The sequence below is a fragment of the Streptomyces sp. NPDC001717 genome (assembly GCF_042892775.1).
Taxonomy (GTDB): Bacteria; Actinomycetota; Actinomycetes; order Streptomycetales; family Streptomycetaceae; genus Streptomyces.
Map to the genome: position 1 here is coordinate 166,668 of NZ_JBIAUK010000001.1, position 15,550 is coordinate 182,217.

At 69.8% G+C, this 15,550-nt stretch carries 21 protein-coding genes; 10 read left to right on the forward strand and 11 right to left on the reverse strand.

Annotated features, from left to right (window positions below; translation table 11 throughout):
• Positions 1-124: 124 nt before the first annotated feature.
• The gene (locus ACFYZL_RS00860; RefSeq protein WP_388674965.1) at positions 125-742 is read right to left on the reverse strand and encodes a rhomboid family intramembrane serine protease; all 618 of its coding nucleotides are present in this window, start codon (positions 740-742) and stop codon (positions 125-127) included.
• Positions 743-828: 86 nt separating this feature from the next.
• Between ACFYZL_RS00860 and ACFYZL_RS00865 the strand changes: the two genes are divergently transcribed.
• A complete protein-coding gene (locus ACFYZL_RS00865) occupies positions 829-1,500 on the forward strand; it encodes a UbiX family flavin prenyltransferase (protein ID WP_384745877.1) in 672 nt (223 codons plus the stop codon).
• Here ACFYZL_RS00865 and ACFYZL_RS00870 read toward each other — a convergent pair.
• Entirely contained in the window at positions 1,497-1,631 is a 135-nt protein-coding gene (locus ACFYZL_RS00870; protein WP_388674968.1) for a hypothetical protein, read from the reverse strand. The two genes, ACFYZL_RS00865 and ACFYZL_RS00870, sit on opposite strands and share 4 nt — an antisense overlap.
• A gap of 121 nt (positions 1,632-1,752) precedes the next feature.
• Here ACFYZL_RS00870 and ACFYZL_RS00875 point away from each other — a divergent pair, with 121 nt between their 5' ends.
• From ACFYZL_RS00875 to ACFYZL_RS00900, 6 genes are all read left to right on the forward strand, one after another.
• Positions 1,753-2,208, forward strand: a complete 456-nt coding sequence (locus ACFYZL_RS00875) for an Lrp/AsnC family transcriptional regulator (RefSeq protein WP_030009228.1) — start codon at positions 1,753-1,755, stop codon at positions 2,206-2,208.
• A gap of 61 nt (positions 2,209-2,269) precedes the next feature.
• Positions 2,270-3,433 carry an aminofutalosine synthase MqnE gene (gene mqnE / locus ACFYZL_RS00880; RefSeq protein WP_376656900.1) on the forward strand — a complete coding sequence of 388 codons (1,164 nt, stop codon included), beginning with the start codon at positions 2,270-2,272 and terminating at the stop codon, positions 3,431-3,433.
• 146 nt (positions 3,434-3,579) lie between these two features.
• Positions 3,580-4,104 carry a GNAT family N-acetyltransferase gene (locus ACFYZL_RS00885; protein ID WP_384745880.1) on the forward strand — a complete coding sequence of 175 codons (525 nt, stop codon included), beginning with the start codon at positions 3,580-3,582 and terminating at the stop codon, positions 4,102-4,104.
• Between the two features lie 97 nt (positions 4,105-4,201).
• A complete protein-coding gene (locus ACFYZL_RS00890; protein ID WP_384745882.1) occupies positions 4,202-4,513 on the forward strand; it encodes a DUF4229 domain-containing protein in 312 nt (103 codons plus the stop codon).
• Between the two features lie 407 nt (positions 4,514-4,920).
• A complete protein-coding gene (locus ACFYZL_RS00895) occupies positions 4,921-6,258 on the forward strand; it encodes a dicarboxylate/amino acid:cation symporter (RefSeq protein WP_388674973.1) in 1,338 nt (445 codons plus the stop codon).
• A gap of 155 nt (positions 6,259-6,413) precedes the next feature.
• Complete coding sequence (locus ACFYZL_RS00900; protein WP_388674976.1) at positions 6,414-7,604, forward strand: MFS transporter; 1,191 nt, start codon at positions 6,414-6,416, stop codon at positions 7,602-7,604.
• Here ACFYZL_RS00900 and ACFYZL_RS00905 read toward each other — a convergent pair.
• The 6 genes from ACFYZL_RS00905 to ACFYZL_RS00930 form a co-directional block, all read right to left on the reverse strand.
• Positions 7,601-7,915, reverse strand: coding sequence for a hypothetical protein (locus tag ACFYZL_RS00905; RefSeq protein WP_388674979.1), 315 nt, complete (start codon positions 7,913-7,915; stop codon positions 7,601-7,603). The two genes, ACFYZL_RS00900 and ACFYZL_RS00905, sit on opposite strands and share 4 nt — an antisense overlap.
• Complete coding sequence (locus ACFYZL_RS00910; protein WP_388674982.1) at positions 7,912-8,166, reverse strand: hypothetical protein; 255 nt, start codon at positions 8,164-8,166, stop codon at positions 7,912-7,914. The genes ACFYZL_RS00905 and ACFYZL_RS00910 overlap by 4 nt, the downstream gene beginning before the upstream one ends.
• A 128-nt stretch (positions 8,167-8,294) precedes the next feature.
• Positions 8,295-8,615, reverse strand: a complete 321-nt coding sequence (locus tag ACFYZL_RS00915; RefSeq protein ID WP_388674985.1) for a hypothetical protein — start codon at positions 8,613-8,615, stop codon at positions 8,295-8,297.
• Positions 8,612-8,932, reverse strand: coding sequence for a hypothetical protein (locus ACFYZL_RS00920; RefSeq protein WP_388674988.1), 321 nt, complete (start codon positions 8,930-8,932; stop codon positions 8,612-8,614). Before ACFYZL_RS00920 ends, ACFYZL_RS00915 begins: the two co-directional genes overlap by 4 nt.
• Positions 8,929-10,320, reverse strand: a complete 1,392-nt coding sequence (locus ACFYZL_RS00925) for a hypothetical protein (protein ID WP_388674991.1) — start codon at positions 10,318-10,320, stop codon at positions 8,929-8,931. The genes ACFYZL_RS00920 and ACFYZL_RS00925 overlap by 4 nt, the downstream gene beginning before the upstream one ends.
• Entirely contained in the window at positions 10,317-10,772 is a 456-nt protein-coding gene (locus tag ACFYZL_RS00930; RefSeq protein WP_388674994.1) for a hypothetical protein, read from the reverse strand. Before ACFYZL_RS00930 ends, ACFYZL_RS00925 begins: the two co-directional genes overlap by 4 nt.
• A gap of 142 nt (positions 10,773-10,914) precedes the next feature.
• Between ACFYZL_RS00930 and ACFYZL_RS00935 the strand changes: the two genes are divergently transcribed.
• The gene (locus tag ACFYZL_RS00935) at positions 10,915-11,556 is read left to right on the forward strand and encodes a hypothetical protein (protein WP_388674997.1); all 642 of its coding nucleotides are present in this window, start codon (positions 10,915-10,917) and stop codon (positions 11,554-11,556) included.
• Positions 11,557-11,566: 10 nt separating this feature from the next.
• Here ACFYZL_RS00935 and ACFYZL_RS00940 read toward each other — a convergent pair whose 3' ends face one another.
• Positions 11,567-11,815 (reverse strand): DUF397 domain-containing protein, encoded by a 249-nt coding sequence (locus ACFYZL_RS00940; protein ID WP_388675000.1) that lies wholly within the window; start codon positions 11,813-11,815, stop codon positions 11,567-11,569.
• Positions 11,812-12,669, reverse strand: a complete 858-nt coding sequence (locus tag ACFYZL_RS00945; RefSeq protein ID WP_384745904.1) for a helix-turn-helix domain-containing protein — start codon at positions 12,667-12,669, stop codon at positions 11,812-11,814. The genes ACFYZL_RS00940 and ACFYZL_RS00945 overlap by 4 nt, the downstream gene beginning before the upstream one ends.
• Before the next feature lie 154 nt (positions 12,670-12,823).
• Between ACFYZL_RS00945 and ACFYZL_RS00950 the strand changes: the two genes are divergently transcribed.
• Positions 12,824-13,231, forward strand: a complete 408-nt coding sequence (locus ACFYZL_RS00950; RefSeq protein WP_384745905.1) for an ATP-binding protein — start codon at positions 12,824-12,826, stop codon at positions 13,229-13,231.
• A gap of 214 nt (positions 13,232-13,445) precedes the next feature.
• Positions 13,446-14,330 (forward strand): helix-turn-helix domain-containing protein, encoded by an 885-nt coding sequence (locus tag ACFYZL_RS00955; protein ID WP_388675003.1) that lies wholly within the window; start codon positions 13,446-13,448, stop codon positions 14,328-14,330.
• A 34-nt stretch (positions 14,331-14,364) separates the two neighbouring features.
• On the opposite strand, the gene ACFYZL_RS00960 is transcribed toward ACFYZL_RS00955, so the two are convergent.
• Positions 14,365-15,519 (reverse strand): hypothetical protein, encoded by a 1,155-nt coding sequence (locus ACFYZL_RS00960; protein WP_388675006.1) that lies wholly within the window; start codon positions 15,517-15,519, stop codon positions 14,365-14,367.
• Between the last annotated feature and the right edge of the window lie 31 nt (positions 15,520-15,550).

Here is a 15,550-nt window from a genome sequence, read left to right on the forward strand (position 1 = left end):
CCGGGGCCGGACGGCTACCTCGGCCGGGACACCATCCGGTACGGCGGGACCGTCGTCGTCGAGACCGGGATCGGGAAGGTCACGATCGAGACCTCCGACCTGCCCGTCGACCCGTCGGCGGCCGTCAGCTGATCGCCGCCGGCCGGCGGGGCGCCGGTCGGCGGAAGTACAAGGCCGTCACCACGCCCGCCACCAGACCGATGAGGTGGGCCCACCAGCCGACGCCGTCGGCGGGCAGGATGCCGAGGAAGGCCGTGCCGCCCCAGAGCGCGCCGAGGACCAGGCCCACGGCCGCGCCCAGCGGCTTGCGCTCGACGAAGCCGCGGACGACCACGTAGCCGAAGAGGCCGAAGACCAGCCCCGAGGCGCCGGCCCCGACGGTGTTCGGCGGGGCGATCAGCCAGGAACCGATCCCGACCGCCGCTGTGTTCAGGGCGCTCACGGCCAGGAGGCGGCGGATGCCGCTGAGGGCGGCGATGAAGCCGAGGACGAGCAGCGGCAGGCTGTTGGACGCCACGTGGTCGAACCCGAAGTGCAGGAAGGGATGGGCGACGATGCCGACCAGGTGGTCGGGGTCGCGGGGGAAGATTCCGTACGCGTCCAGCGCGTGCCCGGTGGCGTAGTCGACGGCCTCGATCACCCACAGCAGGGCCACCCAGCCGAGCATCAGCTTGGCCGCGGCCTTCGCCCGGTCGGCCTGCGTCCAGGTCGCTTCGGTCGTCGTGCCCGTGTCCGTGTTCATCCTCGCCCCCCGTGCCGTCCCACCCTCTGGAACGTGCGGCCACCTTAGCGAGTGCCCGCCCACGGTGGCCGGATAGTCTCGGAGGTATGACTGAGCGCAAGCGCACCCCGTGGGTGGTCGGGGTTTCCGGCGCCTCCGGGACGCCGTACGCGGCGGCGGTGCTCCGCGGGCTGCTCGCGGCCGGAGAGAGTGTCGACCTGGTGGTGAGCCGGGCTTCGCGGCTCACCCTGCTGGACGAGACCGGGATCGCCTTCCGCGACGCGCACTGGCGGGAGGACCTGGGGGAGTGGCTGGAGCGGGGGGCCGACGGGAAGCCCGTCACCTTCGCGCGGCCTGAACTGGACGACGTCCGTTATTGGGGCGCGGGGGACCTGGCGGCCGGGCCGAGCTCGGGCTCGTACCCCGTGAAGGGGATGCTGATCGTGCCGGCGTCCACGGCCTGTGTGGCGGGGGTGGCTCTCGGGCTGTCGAAGGACCTGCTCCAGCGCGTCGCGAGCGTGACGCTCAAGGAGCGGCGCCGACTGGTGGTCGCGGTGCGGGAGACCCCGCTGAACGGGCAGACGCTGAAGCATCTCGTGGCGCTGGACGAGGCGGGCGCGATCGTGCTGCCCGCCTCTCCGGCGTTCTACGCGGGTGCGACGCACATCCAGGACCTGGTGGATTTCGTCGCGGGGCGGGTGCTCGACGCGGCAGGGGTGCCGCACAAGCTGTACCGCCGTTGGGAGGGGGAGCTCGGTGGAGCCCGCCCTGCCGACTAGCGCTTCTTGGTGGTGCGCGGCTTGCGGCCCTTGTCGGCGCGGTGCGAGGCGGACGGCTGGTCGGTGCGGGATCGGTTGGCCAGCTCCTGGAGCTGTCGCATGTGCGCGTAGGCCATCTCGATCGTGTACACGGTGAACCACTCCTGAAGATCGTCATTGATCTGTTGAAAGATTCACAGGGTGTTGACCCTGTGCGCCTTTGATTCTATACCTAGACTTGCAGGATCGCCGAATAATGGAAGGCTCCACGTAATGGACACGGTGGACAGGCAGCTCATCCAGGCACTCCGGGAAAACGGCCGTGCCTCGTACGCGGAGCTGGGCCGTCTCGTGGGCCTCTCCGGCCCCAGCGTCACCGACCGCATCAACCGGCTGGAGACGGCCGGTGTGATCACCGGCTACCGCGCGACCGTGGACTCGGCCTCGCTCGGCCTCGGCGTCACGGCGCTGATCGGCATCTCCCTCTCCGACGCCGCGGACCACGAGGACGTGGCCCGCCGGCTGCGCGACCTCGCCGAGATCGAGGACTGCTGGTTCATCGCCGGTGACGACTCCTTCATGCTGAAGGTCCGCGCCAACGACGTGGACGGCCTGGAGAAGATCATCCGCAAGCTCTCCGGCACCAAGGGCGTCTCGCGCACCCGCACCACGATCGTGCTCTCCACCAAGTGGGAGAACCGGGTCGGGGAACTGCCCGAAGAGGCCTGAGAGTACGGTGGGTGACGGTTCCAGGACAGGCGTAAAAGGGATACAGGGAGGCGACCGGTACATGGACGCTGGGCTCAAGCGCGAGCTGGAGGAGAAGGTCCGCTCCGGCGAGCGGCTGACCCGTGAGGACGGCATCGCCCTCTACGAGTCGGACGACCTGGCCTGGCTCGGTGGCCTCGCCCACGAGGTGCGCACGCGCAAGAACGGTGACGTCGTCCACTTCAACGTCAACCGTCACCTCAACATGACGAACGTGTGCACGGCCTCGTGCGCGTACTGCTCGTTCCAGCGCAAGCCGGGCGAGAAGGACGCGTACACGATGCGCATCGAGGAGGCCGTGCGCCTGGCCAAGGCCATGGAGAACGAGAACCTCACCGAGCTGCACATCGTCAACGGCCTGCACCCGAACCTGCCGTGGCGCTACTACCCGCGCTCGCTGTCGGAGCTGAAGAAGGCGCTGCCGAACGTCTCGCTGAAGGCGTTCACGGCGACGGAGATCCACCACTTCGAGACGATCTCGGGCATGTCGGCCTCCGACATCCTCGACGAGCTGATCGAGGCCGGCCTGGAGTCGCTCACCGGCGGCGGCGCGGAGATCTTCGACTGGGAGGTGCGTCAGCACATCGTCGACCACCGCACCCACTGGGAGGACTGGTCGCGCATCCACCGCCTGGCGCACGAGAAGGGCCTCAAGACCCCTTCGACGATGCTCTACGGGCACATCGAGGAGCCGCGCCACCGCGTGGACCACGTGCTGCGGCTGCGCGAGCTCCAGGACGAGACCGGCGGCTTCCAGGTCTTCATCCCGCTGCGCTACCAGCACGACTTCGTGGACATGAAGGACGGCAAGGTACGCAACAAGCTCCAGGCGCGGACGACGATGGCGACGGGCGCCGAGGCCCTGAAGACCTTCGCGGTCTCCCGGCTGCTGTTCGACAACGTCCCGCACGTCAAGGTCTTCTGGGTGATGCACGGCGTGCAGACCGCGCAGCTCGCACTCCAGCACGGCGCGGACGACATGGACGGCTCGGTCGTCGAGTACAAGATCACGCATGACGCGGACAACTACGGCACCCCGAACAAGCTGGGCCGCGAGGACCTCCTCGACCTGATCCGCGAGGCGGGCTTCCGTCCGGTCGAGCGCAACACGCGGTACGAGATCATCCGCGAGTACCCCGGCCCGGAGGCCGGCCTGCGCGAGACCCCGCAGGCGATGCGCGTCTGACCTCCCGGCCCGCCGCAGTCCGGAAGCACCTGAGCCCCGATCCGCCCGGATCGGGGCTCGATTGCTTCCGTCGCTTCCGCGCTTCCGTCGTTTCCGTCGCTTCCGCGCTTCTGGACCCACACCGGTGTAATGGTTAATCTAGTCGTGTGTCTCTTACTTTCACCTTGGATCCGGTCATCGACCCCGCCCTGCACGGCGGCATCCTCGACCTGTGGACGGACGTCACCAACGCAGGCGGGGCCGTCGGTTTCGTCGCGCCGGTGACCAGGGACGAGATCCGGCCGCAGCTGATCAAGCAGCTCGCCGCGGTCTCCGACGGCGGCATGCGACTGCTCGTCGGACACGACGAGCGGGGCGAGGTGGCGGCCACCTCCTTCCTCGCCCTCAACACGCACCGGCTCCAGCTGCACTGGCTGTGGGTCTACACGGTGATGGTCCACCCCCGCCACCAGGGCAAGGGCTACGGCCGCGACCTGATGGCGGCGACCGAGGCGGCGGCCCGCTCCGTCGACGGCATCAAGGCGATCCGCCTCGGCGCCCGCGGCGGCCACGGCCTGGAGCACTTCTACGCGGCCTGCGGCTACAAGGAGGTCGGCCGCGTCCCCGAGGCCATCCGGGTGGCCGAGGGCGACTACCGCGACGACATCACGATGCTGCTGCCGCTCCACTGACCCACCCCGCGGGGAGGGGGCGGGGTCTCGGCGTGCTTCACTGGACGGGCACGCAGGCACGTGCCGCCGCAGAACCGACGAGAGAGAAGGGGTCACCGTGTCCCTCAAGCCGAGCGCAACGATCCGCTACACCGCGATGCGGCTGGGCATCTTCGTCGGATGCCTCGTCCTCGTCGCCGGGCTCGTCCGCATCGGCTGGGTGCCCTCCGGGCTCGGGGACTCCAACCCCGTCTGGCTCGTGCTGCTCGCCCTCGTGCTCTCCGCCCCGCTGTCCTTCGTCCTCCTGCGCAAGCAGCGCGACGAGATGTCCGTGCAGATCTCCGGACGCGTCGCGGGTGCGAAGCAGAGGCTGGCCGACAACCGCAGCCAGGAGGACGTGGCCGACGACGCCGCTCGCGCGAACTCGTAGGGCCCCGGTTAGTTTCATCACACACCGAACCGCCCCGGCACCGGGTACACCACCCGCAGTGCCGGGGTTTTGGCGTTCTCCGGCGCCTTGCGGCCGTCTCCGGCGCCGCGCAAGGGGGCCTCGTGCGCCCCTGTCTCAAAGGACGCCTTTGAGATTCCCAAAGGACAAGTGTTAGCGTGTTCAACATGTCGACCACAGCTGCGCACCCGATGACCACGAGCGTCCCGCTCGTGGCGCGCCTGCACGTCGACCTCTGCCGCCGCGCGTCCGCGGCCTGTTGCTGTTGAGCTGAACTCGCACAGCAGCGGTCCCGGCCGGCCCCTTTCTGGCTGTCGCCGCACCGCATCACCACGCAGAACCTCGCCCTTTTCCTTGTTTTCCTTGTGCGTCACCACCGGAGAGTGTCCGTGTCCGCGTCCGCGTCCCCCAAGGCCACCGGCAGCCCCGCCAGGGCCTCGTTCAAGTTCCCCTTCTGGGCCCAGATCGTCGCCGGTCTCGCCCTCGGCGTCCTCTTCGGATGGATAGCCCGCAGCCAGGACGTCTCCTGGCTCGGCACCACCCTGGAGAAGGTCGGCGACATCTTCGTCCAGCTGCTGAAGCTTGCCATCGCCCCGCTCGTCTTCTTCGCGATCCTGGTGTCCATCACCAACCTGCGGAAGGTCAACAACGCGGCCCGCCTGGCCTCCCGCACCCTGCTCTGGTTCATGATCACCTCGCTGATCGCGGTCGGCATCGGCCTCGCGCTCGGCCTGCTGACCGACCCGGGCTCCGGCACCGGCCTCACCGCCGCCGACGGCAAGGACCCGAAGCGGACCGGCTCCTGGATCGACTTCCTCACCGGGATCGTGCCGACGGACATCGTCACGCCCTTCACCGAGCTGAAGGTCCTCCAGATCGTCTTCCTCGCCGTCGTCGCCGGTATCGCCGCCCTCCAGCTGGGCGGGAAGGCCAAGCCGGTCCTCGACCTCGCCGAGTCCGCGCTGGAACTCCTCCAGAAGGCCCTGTGGTGGGTCATCCGCCTCGCCCCGATCGGCACCATCGGCCTCATCGGCACCGCGATCGCCACGTACGGCTGGGAGCTCATCGGCAAGTACGCGACCTTCACCGCCGACATCTACATCGGCTGCGCGCTCGTCCTCTTCGGCGTCTACCCGCTCCTGCTCGCCACGGTCGCGAAGGTCAGCCCGCTCCAGTTCTTCAAGGGCGCCTGGCCCGCCATCCAGCTGGCGTTCGTCTCCCGCTCCTCGGTCGGCACGATGCCGGTCACCCAGAAGGTCACCGAGCGCCTCGGCGTCCCGAAGGAGTACGCCTCCTTCGCCGTCCCGTTCGGCGCCACCACGAAGATGGACGGCTGCGCCGCGATCTACCCGGCGCTCGCCGCGATCTTCATCGCGCAGATCTTCGACGTGCAGCTGGGCATCAAGGAGTACCTGCTCATCGTCTTCGTCTCGGTCATCGGCTCCGCGGCCACGGCCGGCCTCACGGGCGCGACGGTCATGCTGACGCTGACCCTCTCCACCCTGGGCCTCCCGCTGGCGGGCGTCGGCCTGCTGATGGCGATCGACCCGATCCTGGACATGATGCGCACCGCCACCAACGTGGCGGGCCAGGCCCTCGTCCCGGTCATCGTGGCGGCCCGCGAAGGCATCCTCGACAAGGAGGCCTACGCCACCGCCTCGGCCTCCCCGCTGGACGACGAGCCCACCCCGGCCGCCGCCCAGGCCCCGGTCGCCGTGGCCGCGTAACCCCACTGCCGCGCACTCTCCGCAGCCCCCGCCCCCGTCCGGGCGGGGGCTGCGGCGTGTCCACGGGCCTGGGGGACCGCTGCGGCACACCACTTGCCATCTCGGAATGTGAAATAGATCGTCTCATCAATCGACACGCTCACTAGGGTGCCGTCATGGGTGACGTGGGGATACCGCGACGCAGTTGGCTGATGCTCGCTCTGGGCACCGGCGGCCAGACCGCCAGTACGACGGTGCTCTACGGGCTGCCCTACCTGCTCCCCGCGTTCCGGGAAGAGCTCGGGCTCTCGCTGGTGGGCGCCGGGCTCCTCGTCTCCTGCCCGATCATCGGGATCCTGCTGGGCCTGATCGGCTGGGGCGTCGTCGCCGACCGGTACGGGGAACGCCTCGCGCTGTCGGCCGGCCTGCTCGCGGCCGCCGGGGCGATCGGCCTGGCGGCGGCCGTGCCGGGGGTGCGGGCGCCGGGCGCGCTGCTCGTTCTCGCCGGAGCGGCGGGTTCCTCCGTCAACTCGGCCTCGGGGCGGCTGGTCATCGGGTGGTTCCCGCCCGGCCGGCGGGGCGTCGCGATGGGCGTACGGCAGGCCTCGCAGCCGCTCGGTACCGCGCTGGCCGCCGCCGTGCTGCCGCCGCTCGCCCACCATGGCGGTCTGTCCGCGGCCTTCGGGTTCTGCGCGGCGCTGTGCGGGGCCACGGGTGCGGCGATCGCCGTGTTCGCCACCGACCCGGCGCGGCCCGAGCGGCCGTCGGGCGAGCGGGTCCCCGGCCCGTACCGGGGCGGCTACCTGTGGCGGCTGCACGGGGCCGCCGCCGTGCTGTGCGTACCGCAGTTCGTGGTGACGGGCTTCTCGCTGCTGTTCCTGACCGAGGTGCGCGGCTGGTCGGCGGCCACCGCCGGCACGGTATTGGCGGCGGCCAACCTGGCCGGCGCGGGCGTGCGACTGCTGGCCGGCTGGTGGTCCGACGTCCTGGCCAGTCGGGTCCGGCCGATGCGGCTGCTGGCCGTGGCCACCGTGGTGGACCTGGCACTGCTCACCGCAGGCGCCGCGTGGGACTCGCCGGCCGGTACGGCGGCCCTGCTGCTGGCGACCGGCATGACGGTCAGCACCAACGGCCTGCACAACACGGCGGTCGCCGAGTACGCGGGCCCCGACTGGGCGGGCCGCGCCCTGGGGGTGCACGGGATGGGGCAGCACGCCGCGGTGGTCCTCGTCCCGCCGCTGGCCGGCGCCCTGATCGCGGGCCACGGCTACACCCCGCTCTTCGCGGCCGCGGCGGCCTTCACGGCGCTGGCGCTGGCCCTGCTGCCGACCGCCGACCGGCCTATGCCCGGCCCGGCCCGTACCTAGACCGTCAGCGACCGGACGTACGCGACGCCCGCGAGCAGCAGCGGCAGGATGTACCACCACTTGCCCATGGTTCGGCGGAACACCGGGGTAAGGGTCATCAGCAGGCCGATGGCGCAGAGGGTGATGGATACATGGGTGAGGCCCTGCATGTCCGAACGCAACGGGTGATCGCGCGGACTCGGCCGCGATACCAGAGCCAGGTAGCAGAAGTAGGCGGCGGGCGCGTAAAGCAGCCCGAGCGGCACGCCCAGCACCCACCGCAGGCACCCCTGGTCCTCGGGCAGGTCGATGTTCTCGCGTCGGAGCCTCATTCGAGCGTTGCGATACGCACCCATGCGATCACCCCCAGGATGACGGGCGGGGCGAGCCACCAGGGGCCCATGGCCCGGCGGACGGGCGGGATGAGGGTGATCAGCAGCCCGATGACGCTCAGACTGATGGAGAACAGACACGCCGTGGCAGTCCCGGCGTACCCCTGGTCGTCCCACGCGCCCTGGGGCGGGTAGCGCAAAATGACGTAGACGGTCGCAGCGTTAAGGGAGTGGATGAGCCCAAGGGGCACCCCGGCCACCCAGGGCAGCCACCGAGGGCCTGCGGCAGGATCGTGGACTGCCGGTCCACCGTTCATCGCATCGCGTCCTTCACCTTGCCGAGGCTGTCGCCGAAATCGTTGTCGGGGTGGGGTGTGGTTCACCCCAGGGTCTCGCCGCGGATGTAGGCGATCAGCCCGAGGACGATCGGCGGGGCGAGCCACCACAGGCCCATGATGCGGCGCACGCTGGGGATGAGGGTGATGAGCAGGCCCAGTGCGCTCAGGCACAGGGAGACGAAGCACATCGCGCTGACGCCTTCGTAGCCCTTGTGATCCCATTCGCCCTGCGGTCCGGCGAACAGGGCCCCGACCACGGCGACGGCGTTGAGCAGGTGGATGATCCCGAGCGGGACGCCGAGGACCCAGCGCAGGCACCCTTGGTCCTCGGGCAGGTCGATGTTCTCGCGCGGCAGCCTCATTCGAGCGTTGCGATACGCACCCAAGCGATCACCCCCATGACGATCGGAGGGGCGAACCACCACAGACCCAGGGTCCGGCGGAACGTCGGGATGAGGGTGATCAGGATGCCGACGATGCTGAGGCAGATGACGAGGAGCGAGACCGCAGTCGTCCCCGCATACCCCTGGTCATCCCACTCCGCCTGTGGCCCGAAGCGGACGGCGCTGTAGACGAGGAATGCATTGATCGCATGAAGGATTCCGAGCGGGACCCCGAGCACCCATCGCAGGCATCCCTGGTCTTCGGGCAGGTCGATGCTCTCGCGGTGGTACGTCATCGCATCGCGTCCTTCACCTTGCCGAGACCGTCCGCGAAATCATCGCCGTAGTTCTGGGCCTTCTGCGACTCCCAGTACGGGCCGCCGTTGTAGCGGGCGGCGATTTCCCGCATCTGGGCCTCGGTCAGCTGGTCCGCCGGGACATCCGCGAACCCTGTCTCCGTCTTGATCTGAGCCAGGAAGCCGGCGGCGATGAAGGCGTTCTGCTTCGGATCCTGGAGCGACTCCTCCACGAGAGCGCGCTGCGCCTCGGTGAGATGGGCAGGGTCGTAGCCGAGAACCTCTGCGCCGCGCCGCAGCTGGATGGCGATCGGACCGAAGGAGGTTTGGTCGGGTGTCCCGCCCAGCCGTGAGGGAAGGCTCTCGGGTGCGATGGGGCTCAGCGGGAACTCAGCCGTGTAGCGCAGGTCGTCGGTGATGTCGTCCAGGTACCCGCCCTGCCCGGAGATCTCGTTCCAGGCGATGCCCGCAACCAGTTCCTCGGGCAATCCGGCGTGCTGTGCGGCGGCGCGGAGGATTTCTTTGTTGTGGGAGATCCACTCGGCCTTCTCCCTGTCGCCGTCCGGTGGGTTCCAGTACATGTCCTCCGCTTCCGGAAGTGCGGCGACCTTCATCCGGATGTCCTTCAGCTCAGGTGACATGTAGGTGTCCCGGACCGCCCCGTGCATCTCCCTCTTCGGGCCGCTCCCCGGCAGATGCGTGAGTGGGCTGTTGCGCGCCTCTTCCCCCTCTCGGCGCAGCTCGGCCATGGCGGCGTACAGGTCAGGCCGCCCGCCGTTGTTCCTGACCCTGAGGGCAGGCATCAGTTCGTAGGCCTGTTTCAGCGCGTGCACACAGGTGTCCCGGGCCTCCTGCTCGACCGTCTTCGCCAGGTGGAAGTTTCCGCCTGCGTCGTCGTGGAGGCGGTTGGCTTCGTCCCGGATGTCGTCCACCTCCATCGTGACTTCTGCCAGAAAATCGAAGACGCCGGTCGTGGCCCGCATGTCCTCCCACTGGCACATGGGTTCGGCTTGCTGCGCGACCTTCGTGATCGCCGCCCCCTTGGTGTGGATGAGCGCGGCGAGTGCCTGCTCCGCACGCTTGCCGTTGGAGAGGTGGGTCTTGGCGGTGGTGAGGGCGGCTGCATAGGCGTGGAGCGCGCTCGCCGCCTTGTTGTAGCCCTCGGCCATGTGAGTCACCAACTCCCGGGCATCGGTGAGCCGTGATGTGTACGTCTTGCTGCCGTCGCTCTCCCATTCGGTACCGGTCTCCGCGCGCCGGGCGGGTTCCTCGACCTGAACGAGCAGGTCGCGCAGCCGGCGGAACTCGGCGGCGTTCCGTTCGACGAGTGCAGGGTTGCACTCCTCCAGGAACCGGACGTCACTGTGGTGGCTGAGTGCGCCGCTCATCTGTCCTTGTCCTCCGGCTTCACGTACACGCCCGTCTCCACCACGGTTCGGAGGAATGATTCGGCGGTCGCACCGTCCACGTGGGCGAAGTCGGTTCCGGTCGTCTTCAGGCGGGTGGCGAGACCCGCGAACAGGGCGATCGTGTCCTGGAACTGGTCGTCGGCGAAGCGGGCGAAGCCGAGGGCGGCCTTGGATACGTCCTCGTGCGCGCGGGGTGCGCGGGCCATCGTGCTCGCGTCGCCGTCCGGGCGGCCCTCGTGCAGGAGCGCGGCGATCTCGATGAGGAGGTTGGCGTTGCCGTTGATGGACGAGGCCCCGGCCACCAGGGTCCCGGCCGCGCTGCCTCCGCCGCCCGCCTCGGGCGCCACGTGGTTGAGCCGCATGGCGGGCGACTGCGATTGCCCGGTCAGGGCGGCCGCCTTGTGCCCGGCCCATTCTTCGTCGAACGACATTCATCCCCTGGAGAGTTGGTGCCCGGACATGACATGAATCGGATGGTCATGTCCATGCGTGGAGACGTGGAATGGGGATCTTATGGTTCCGCAACGACATTCGGCAGAGGCCCTATAGTCGACGCTCGTTGATCAACTGGGCTTGTTCGGAGGGCAGATGGCGGTACGGGAGATACGCGCGGCGGCGCAGATCATCGGGCGGCGCAACGCCCTGCGCTACCTGGCGATCGGCGTCGCCGGCTCGCTGGTCGCGGCGTGCGGGGGCAAGGACGGGGGTGCGGCCCCTGCGCAGGGGGCGTCCTCGGGGGCTCCGGCCCCGGACCCGTCCTCGCCCCCCGCGTCCCCGTCTCCGATCGCCCGGGCCTTCGACGCGTTCATCGGGGGCACCTGGAAGCTGGAGTCGACCACGCCGGGCGGCAAGACGGTCCACGGCACGGCCACGGTGATGGCCCCGCCCGGCGGCAACGGCGGCTTCACCATCGTCTGGGACGAGGGCGGCAAGTCGGTCACGTGGGACGGACAGTGGCTGCTGCGCGGCGGTCACCTGAGCTACCAGTTGTTCGTGGGCAGCAAGGAGATGCCGAGGCTGAGCGGCGGCGAGGCGCTGACGGTCCCGGGGACGGTGGAGGACAACGCCTCGCTGACCCTGCCGTGGAAGCCGCCGGGCTCACACGGCATGGTCGACGGGCAGAGCCTGAAGGTCACCTACAAGAACAACGTCCTGCGGATCGTCCACGACGACGGCCACAAGAGCGAGTCGGTGCACGTCTGCACGCGGGCCTGAGCGTTTGTCGTCAGCTGCCGGACGCGTGGGCCACGAAGCCGGTCCACGCGTGGCGGCCGATGGTGAGGTGGGGGAGGCGGGTGTCCTTGGAGTCCCGGACCAGGACGGCGGTGGGGACGGCGGCCACCTCGATGCAGTCGTTACCGTCGCTGCTGCTGCTGTAGCTGCTCTTGAACCAGGCGACCTCGACGCAGGAGTCACCCTCGCTGCCATCGCTGTAGCTGCTCTTGAACCAGTGCAGCTCGGTGGTGTCGGTCATGTTTCTCCCAGCAGTCCCTCGATGAAGCCCTGCGTCTCCCGGGGTGTGAGCGCCTGGGCTCGGATCATGCCATAGCGCAGCTCAAGGATCCGGAGCTGCCGTGGGTCGGAGACCGGGCGCCCGCCGAAGGCGCCTTCTGAGCGGCCCACCGCTGTGCCGTCCCCGAACTTCAATACCTCGATCCCACCGTCCATGCCGGCGTGCACCTCGCGGTTCGTCGGCATTACTTGGAGGGCCGCGTGACGCAATCGGCTCACCTCCAGCAGGCGTTCGAGCTGTTGCCGCCACACCATTGTGCCTCCGATGGGGCGCCGTAGGGTGGCCTCCTCCTGGACGATGCTGAGCGACGGCGCGGGTTCCCGCGCGAAGATCGCGTGGCGGGCCATGCGGGCCGCAACGTAGCGCTCCACTTCGTTCTGGCTGTAGGCGGGCTGTCGCATCTCGAAGAGCGCCCGGGCGTAGTCCTCTGTCTGCAAGAGACCGTGTATTCCGTGGACCCGGTAGGCCCCGATTTCGACTGCCTGACGTTCGCGGTTCGCCAGGTCGCGGACCTTCTTCGGGTAGCGGACCTGTTCCATGTCCGTCTTCATTGCGACGATCTTCCCGCCCGCCCGTAGGGCCTCGTCCACCTTGTCCAGGTATTCGGGGCGGGGGATCCGCTTCCCTGCCTCGACCTTGCGGACGAGGTCCTCTCCGTAGCCGATCTGCGTACCCAAGTCGGCGGCCCTGACCCCCGCCTCCTCGCGCCATACCTTGAGCTGGCGGCCGAGCGCGGCCAGGACCGCCACCCCCTGCTCGTCGTCGGGATCGACGTCCCAGCCTGCGTCCTCCGTACCGTCACTGTCCACGCTCATGCACACCCACCTCCGCCGGACCGAACCACTCAACGCTGCGTTCCCCGGGCCAGGGCAGGACAGCCCAGACAGCATCGGACAGCGGCCGGACAAAAGCCGGACGCAAGGGCGTTGTCCCTTCTCACGGTACGCACGCATCGCCACGCTGAGTGACGTGATTCTTCAACTCGCCGATTTCCACGTCCAGCTGTCCTCGACCCCTCGCGGCGCCCGACTCGGCCGGATGCTCGCCGTCGAGCAACTCCGCTCCTGGGGGCTCCCCCTGGAGGTCCCGGCGCAGATCATCGCCGAACTCGTCACCAATGCCGTGACCCACGGCCGGGTCGCCGGGCGGGACTTCCGGCTGGCTCTCGGCGTCACCTCCGGCACGCTCCTCATCGAGGTGACGGACACCCGGGGTGACCGGATCCCAGAGATCCGCGACCCGGGGCGGGGGCTCGTACTGGTCGAAGCGCTCGCGGACCGTTGGGGCGTAAGGGAAGGGCCGCTTCCCTGCAAGGTGGTGTGGGCGGAGGTGTCGCTCAACGCCGTGTCCCGGGGGCCCGCGACCCGGCGTGCTTAGACGCATAAGGCTTCAAAGAACCGGGAGAAAAAACCAACCAACCCCACCCCACCGTTCCCAGTCCCTCGGACGGGTGAATCGGGCCAACTGGACTGGATTTCGGGCCGGTTGCCGGGCATATGCTCGGCCCGACAACAGCAGACATGAGACGGCCCCCGACGGGACTGGCATCCCGGTCGAGGGCCTGACCAAGCAGGAAGAGATCACCTTCCTTATGGCTCTCCAGCACCCTAGCGCGCCCTCGCGCGCCTCGTCCCGTGTTCCCGCCGGGACCGCTCGATCCGGTGTCGTCCACGTCAACTCGGCGCACACGAGTCACTTCACCGTGGTGGGCAACCACCTCCTCCAGCACCGCCGGCTCTCGGCGACGGCGATCGGGATCGGTGCGTACATCCAGTCGCTGCCCGAGGGATCCCCGGTCGGCGTCAAGGCGCTCGCCGAGTGGTTCCCGGAGGGCGAGATCCGCATCGGGTCGGCCCTGCGGGAGCTGGAGCGGCACGGCTACCTGGAGCGGCGGCGCGAGCGGCTGGCGTCGGGGCGGGTGGTGACGCGGACGTACTCGTACAACAAGCCGAACGTCCCGGTGGGCGGCCCGCCATCGCCACCGCCGCCGGCGCGCGAGCCCGTACCGGAGCCGGAGCCGCAGCCGCGGCTGGAGCCGGAGCCCGCGCCGCAGGTGGCCGCCGAGCCCGTATACGAGCCCGCCCCCACCCCGCCACCGGCTCCGGAGGCCGTGCACCCGCAGGCCGCCGACGTGCTCGCGGGGCTGCGGCGGCACGATCCCCGGCTGCTGCTGTCCGAGCGGGACGTGGCACGGCTCGCACCCGGGATGTCGACCTGGCTGGAGCGCGGGGCCGATCCCGTGGCCATCGGGCAGACGCTCTCGGGGAACCTTCCCGAGCCCATGCGCAACCCGGCCTCCGTACTCGCGTACCGGTTGAACGCGCTCCTCCCGCCCCACCTGCCGGCGGCCCCGCCGAGCGGCAAGCAGGCCAGACCCCGCCCGCAGCCGATGCAGAACTGCGACGGCTGCGACCGTGCCTTCCGCGCCCCACAGCCGGGCCGCTGCCGCGACTGCCCGCCGGCTGCGGCCGCTTAGGCGAGGCGGCCGCGGCCCTGGCCTGCCGAGCGCCTCAGTACGTCGGCGGGAGCGGCACCGTGGCGGCGAAGGGGTCCAGCAGCCAGGATTCGCCCGCGCGGACCCCGACCACCCAGAGCCCGACTCCGCCGGGACCTGTGGTCGCGGAGGAGAACAGGAAGCTGTCGCCGGGCAGGGTCAGGTGCTTGGCCCTGCGGCCGGGCCAGGTCGGCAGCAGCAGGCCGTAGCCCGTGTGCGTCCCTGTCTCCCTGTTGTTCCAGTAGCCGACGCCCAGCGGCCCGCGGGCGGTGAAGGTGATGTCCAGCAGCTGGGCCCAGTCGTCCTCGGGAAGTTCGGCCCGCTCCCATGCCCGCCCGTTCCAGCGCAGTGCCACGGGTGTGCGCGGCTTGCCGGGCGTGAAGGCGTAGCCGACGGCCCAGGTGCCGTGGACCGGGTGGCTCCGTACGCGTTCGAACCAGATCTCGGCGTCCCCGGCCAGAGGTACGGGCACGGTCGTCCACGTGCGTCCGTCCCAGTGGACCGTGGCGTGGCCGGTGCCGGCGATCCACACGTCGTTCGGGCCGAGCACACTGATGCCGCTCATCCAGTTCCGGTCCCAGCCTTCGGGGCCGGCCGCGTCCGCGGGCAGCGGGACGGTGTGCCAGGCCTTGCCGTCGTACCGGGCGAGCAGGACGCGGTTCGGTTCGTTCACCGTCTCCGTCTCCGAACCCGTACCGACGACCCAGACGTCGTCGGGTCCCGAGGCGGATACGCCGAGATAGCTGCCGAACCGGTGCTCGGCGGGAGCCGGCACCTGCGTCCACGTAGCGCCGTCCCAATGGGCGAGATACGGCGCGTTGCCGACGCTTCCGGCGGTCCACGCGTCAGCGGCGCCGATCACGGCGACGTCTTCCATCTGCCCCTGGGCCCCGGCGGGTACGGGCAGCTCCCGCTTCTTCCAGCTGCCGTTCTCCATGTGCACGGCGAGGGGGGCGCTCATGCCTTCCTTGCCGTCGGGAGACCATTCGGTCCGGCCCACCGCGACGGTCGCCCCGCCTGCCGAGGCGGTCGAACGCAACGAAGCATTGCCGACGTCGGGATGGTTGGCCGTCCATGACGACGACCATGACAGCGGGCCGGCCTCGACACGGGCGAGTGGACGCGCCTGGGCGGTACCGACGATGCCGGCGCCGGTCAGCAGTACGGCCATCGGGACGGTCAGAGCGGCGGCAAGGGTTCGT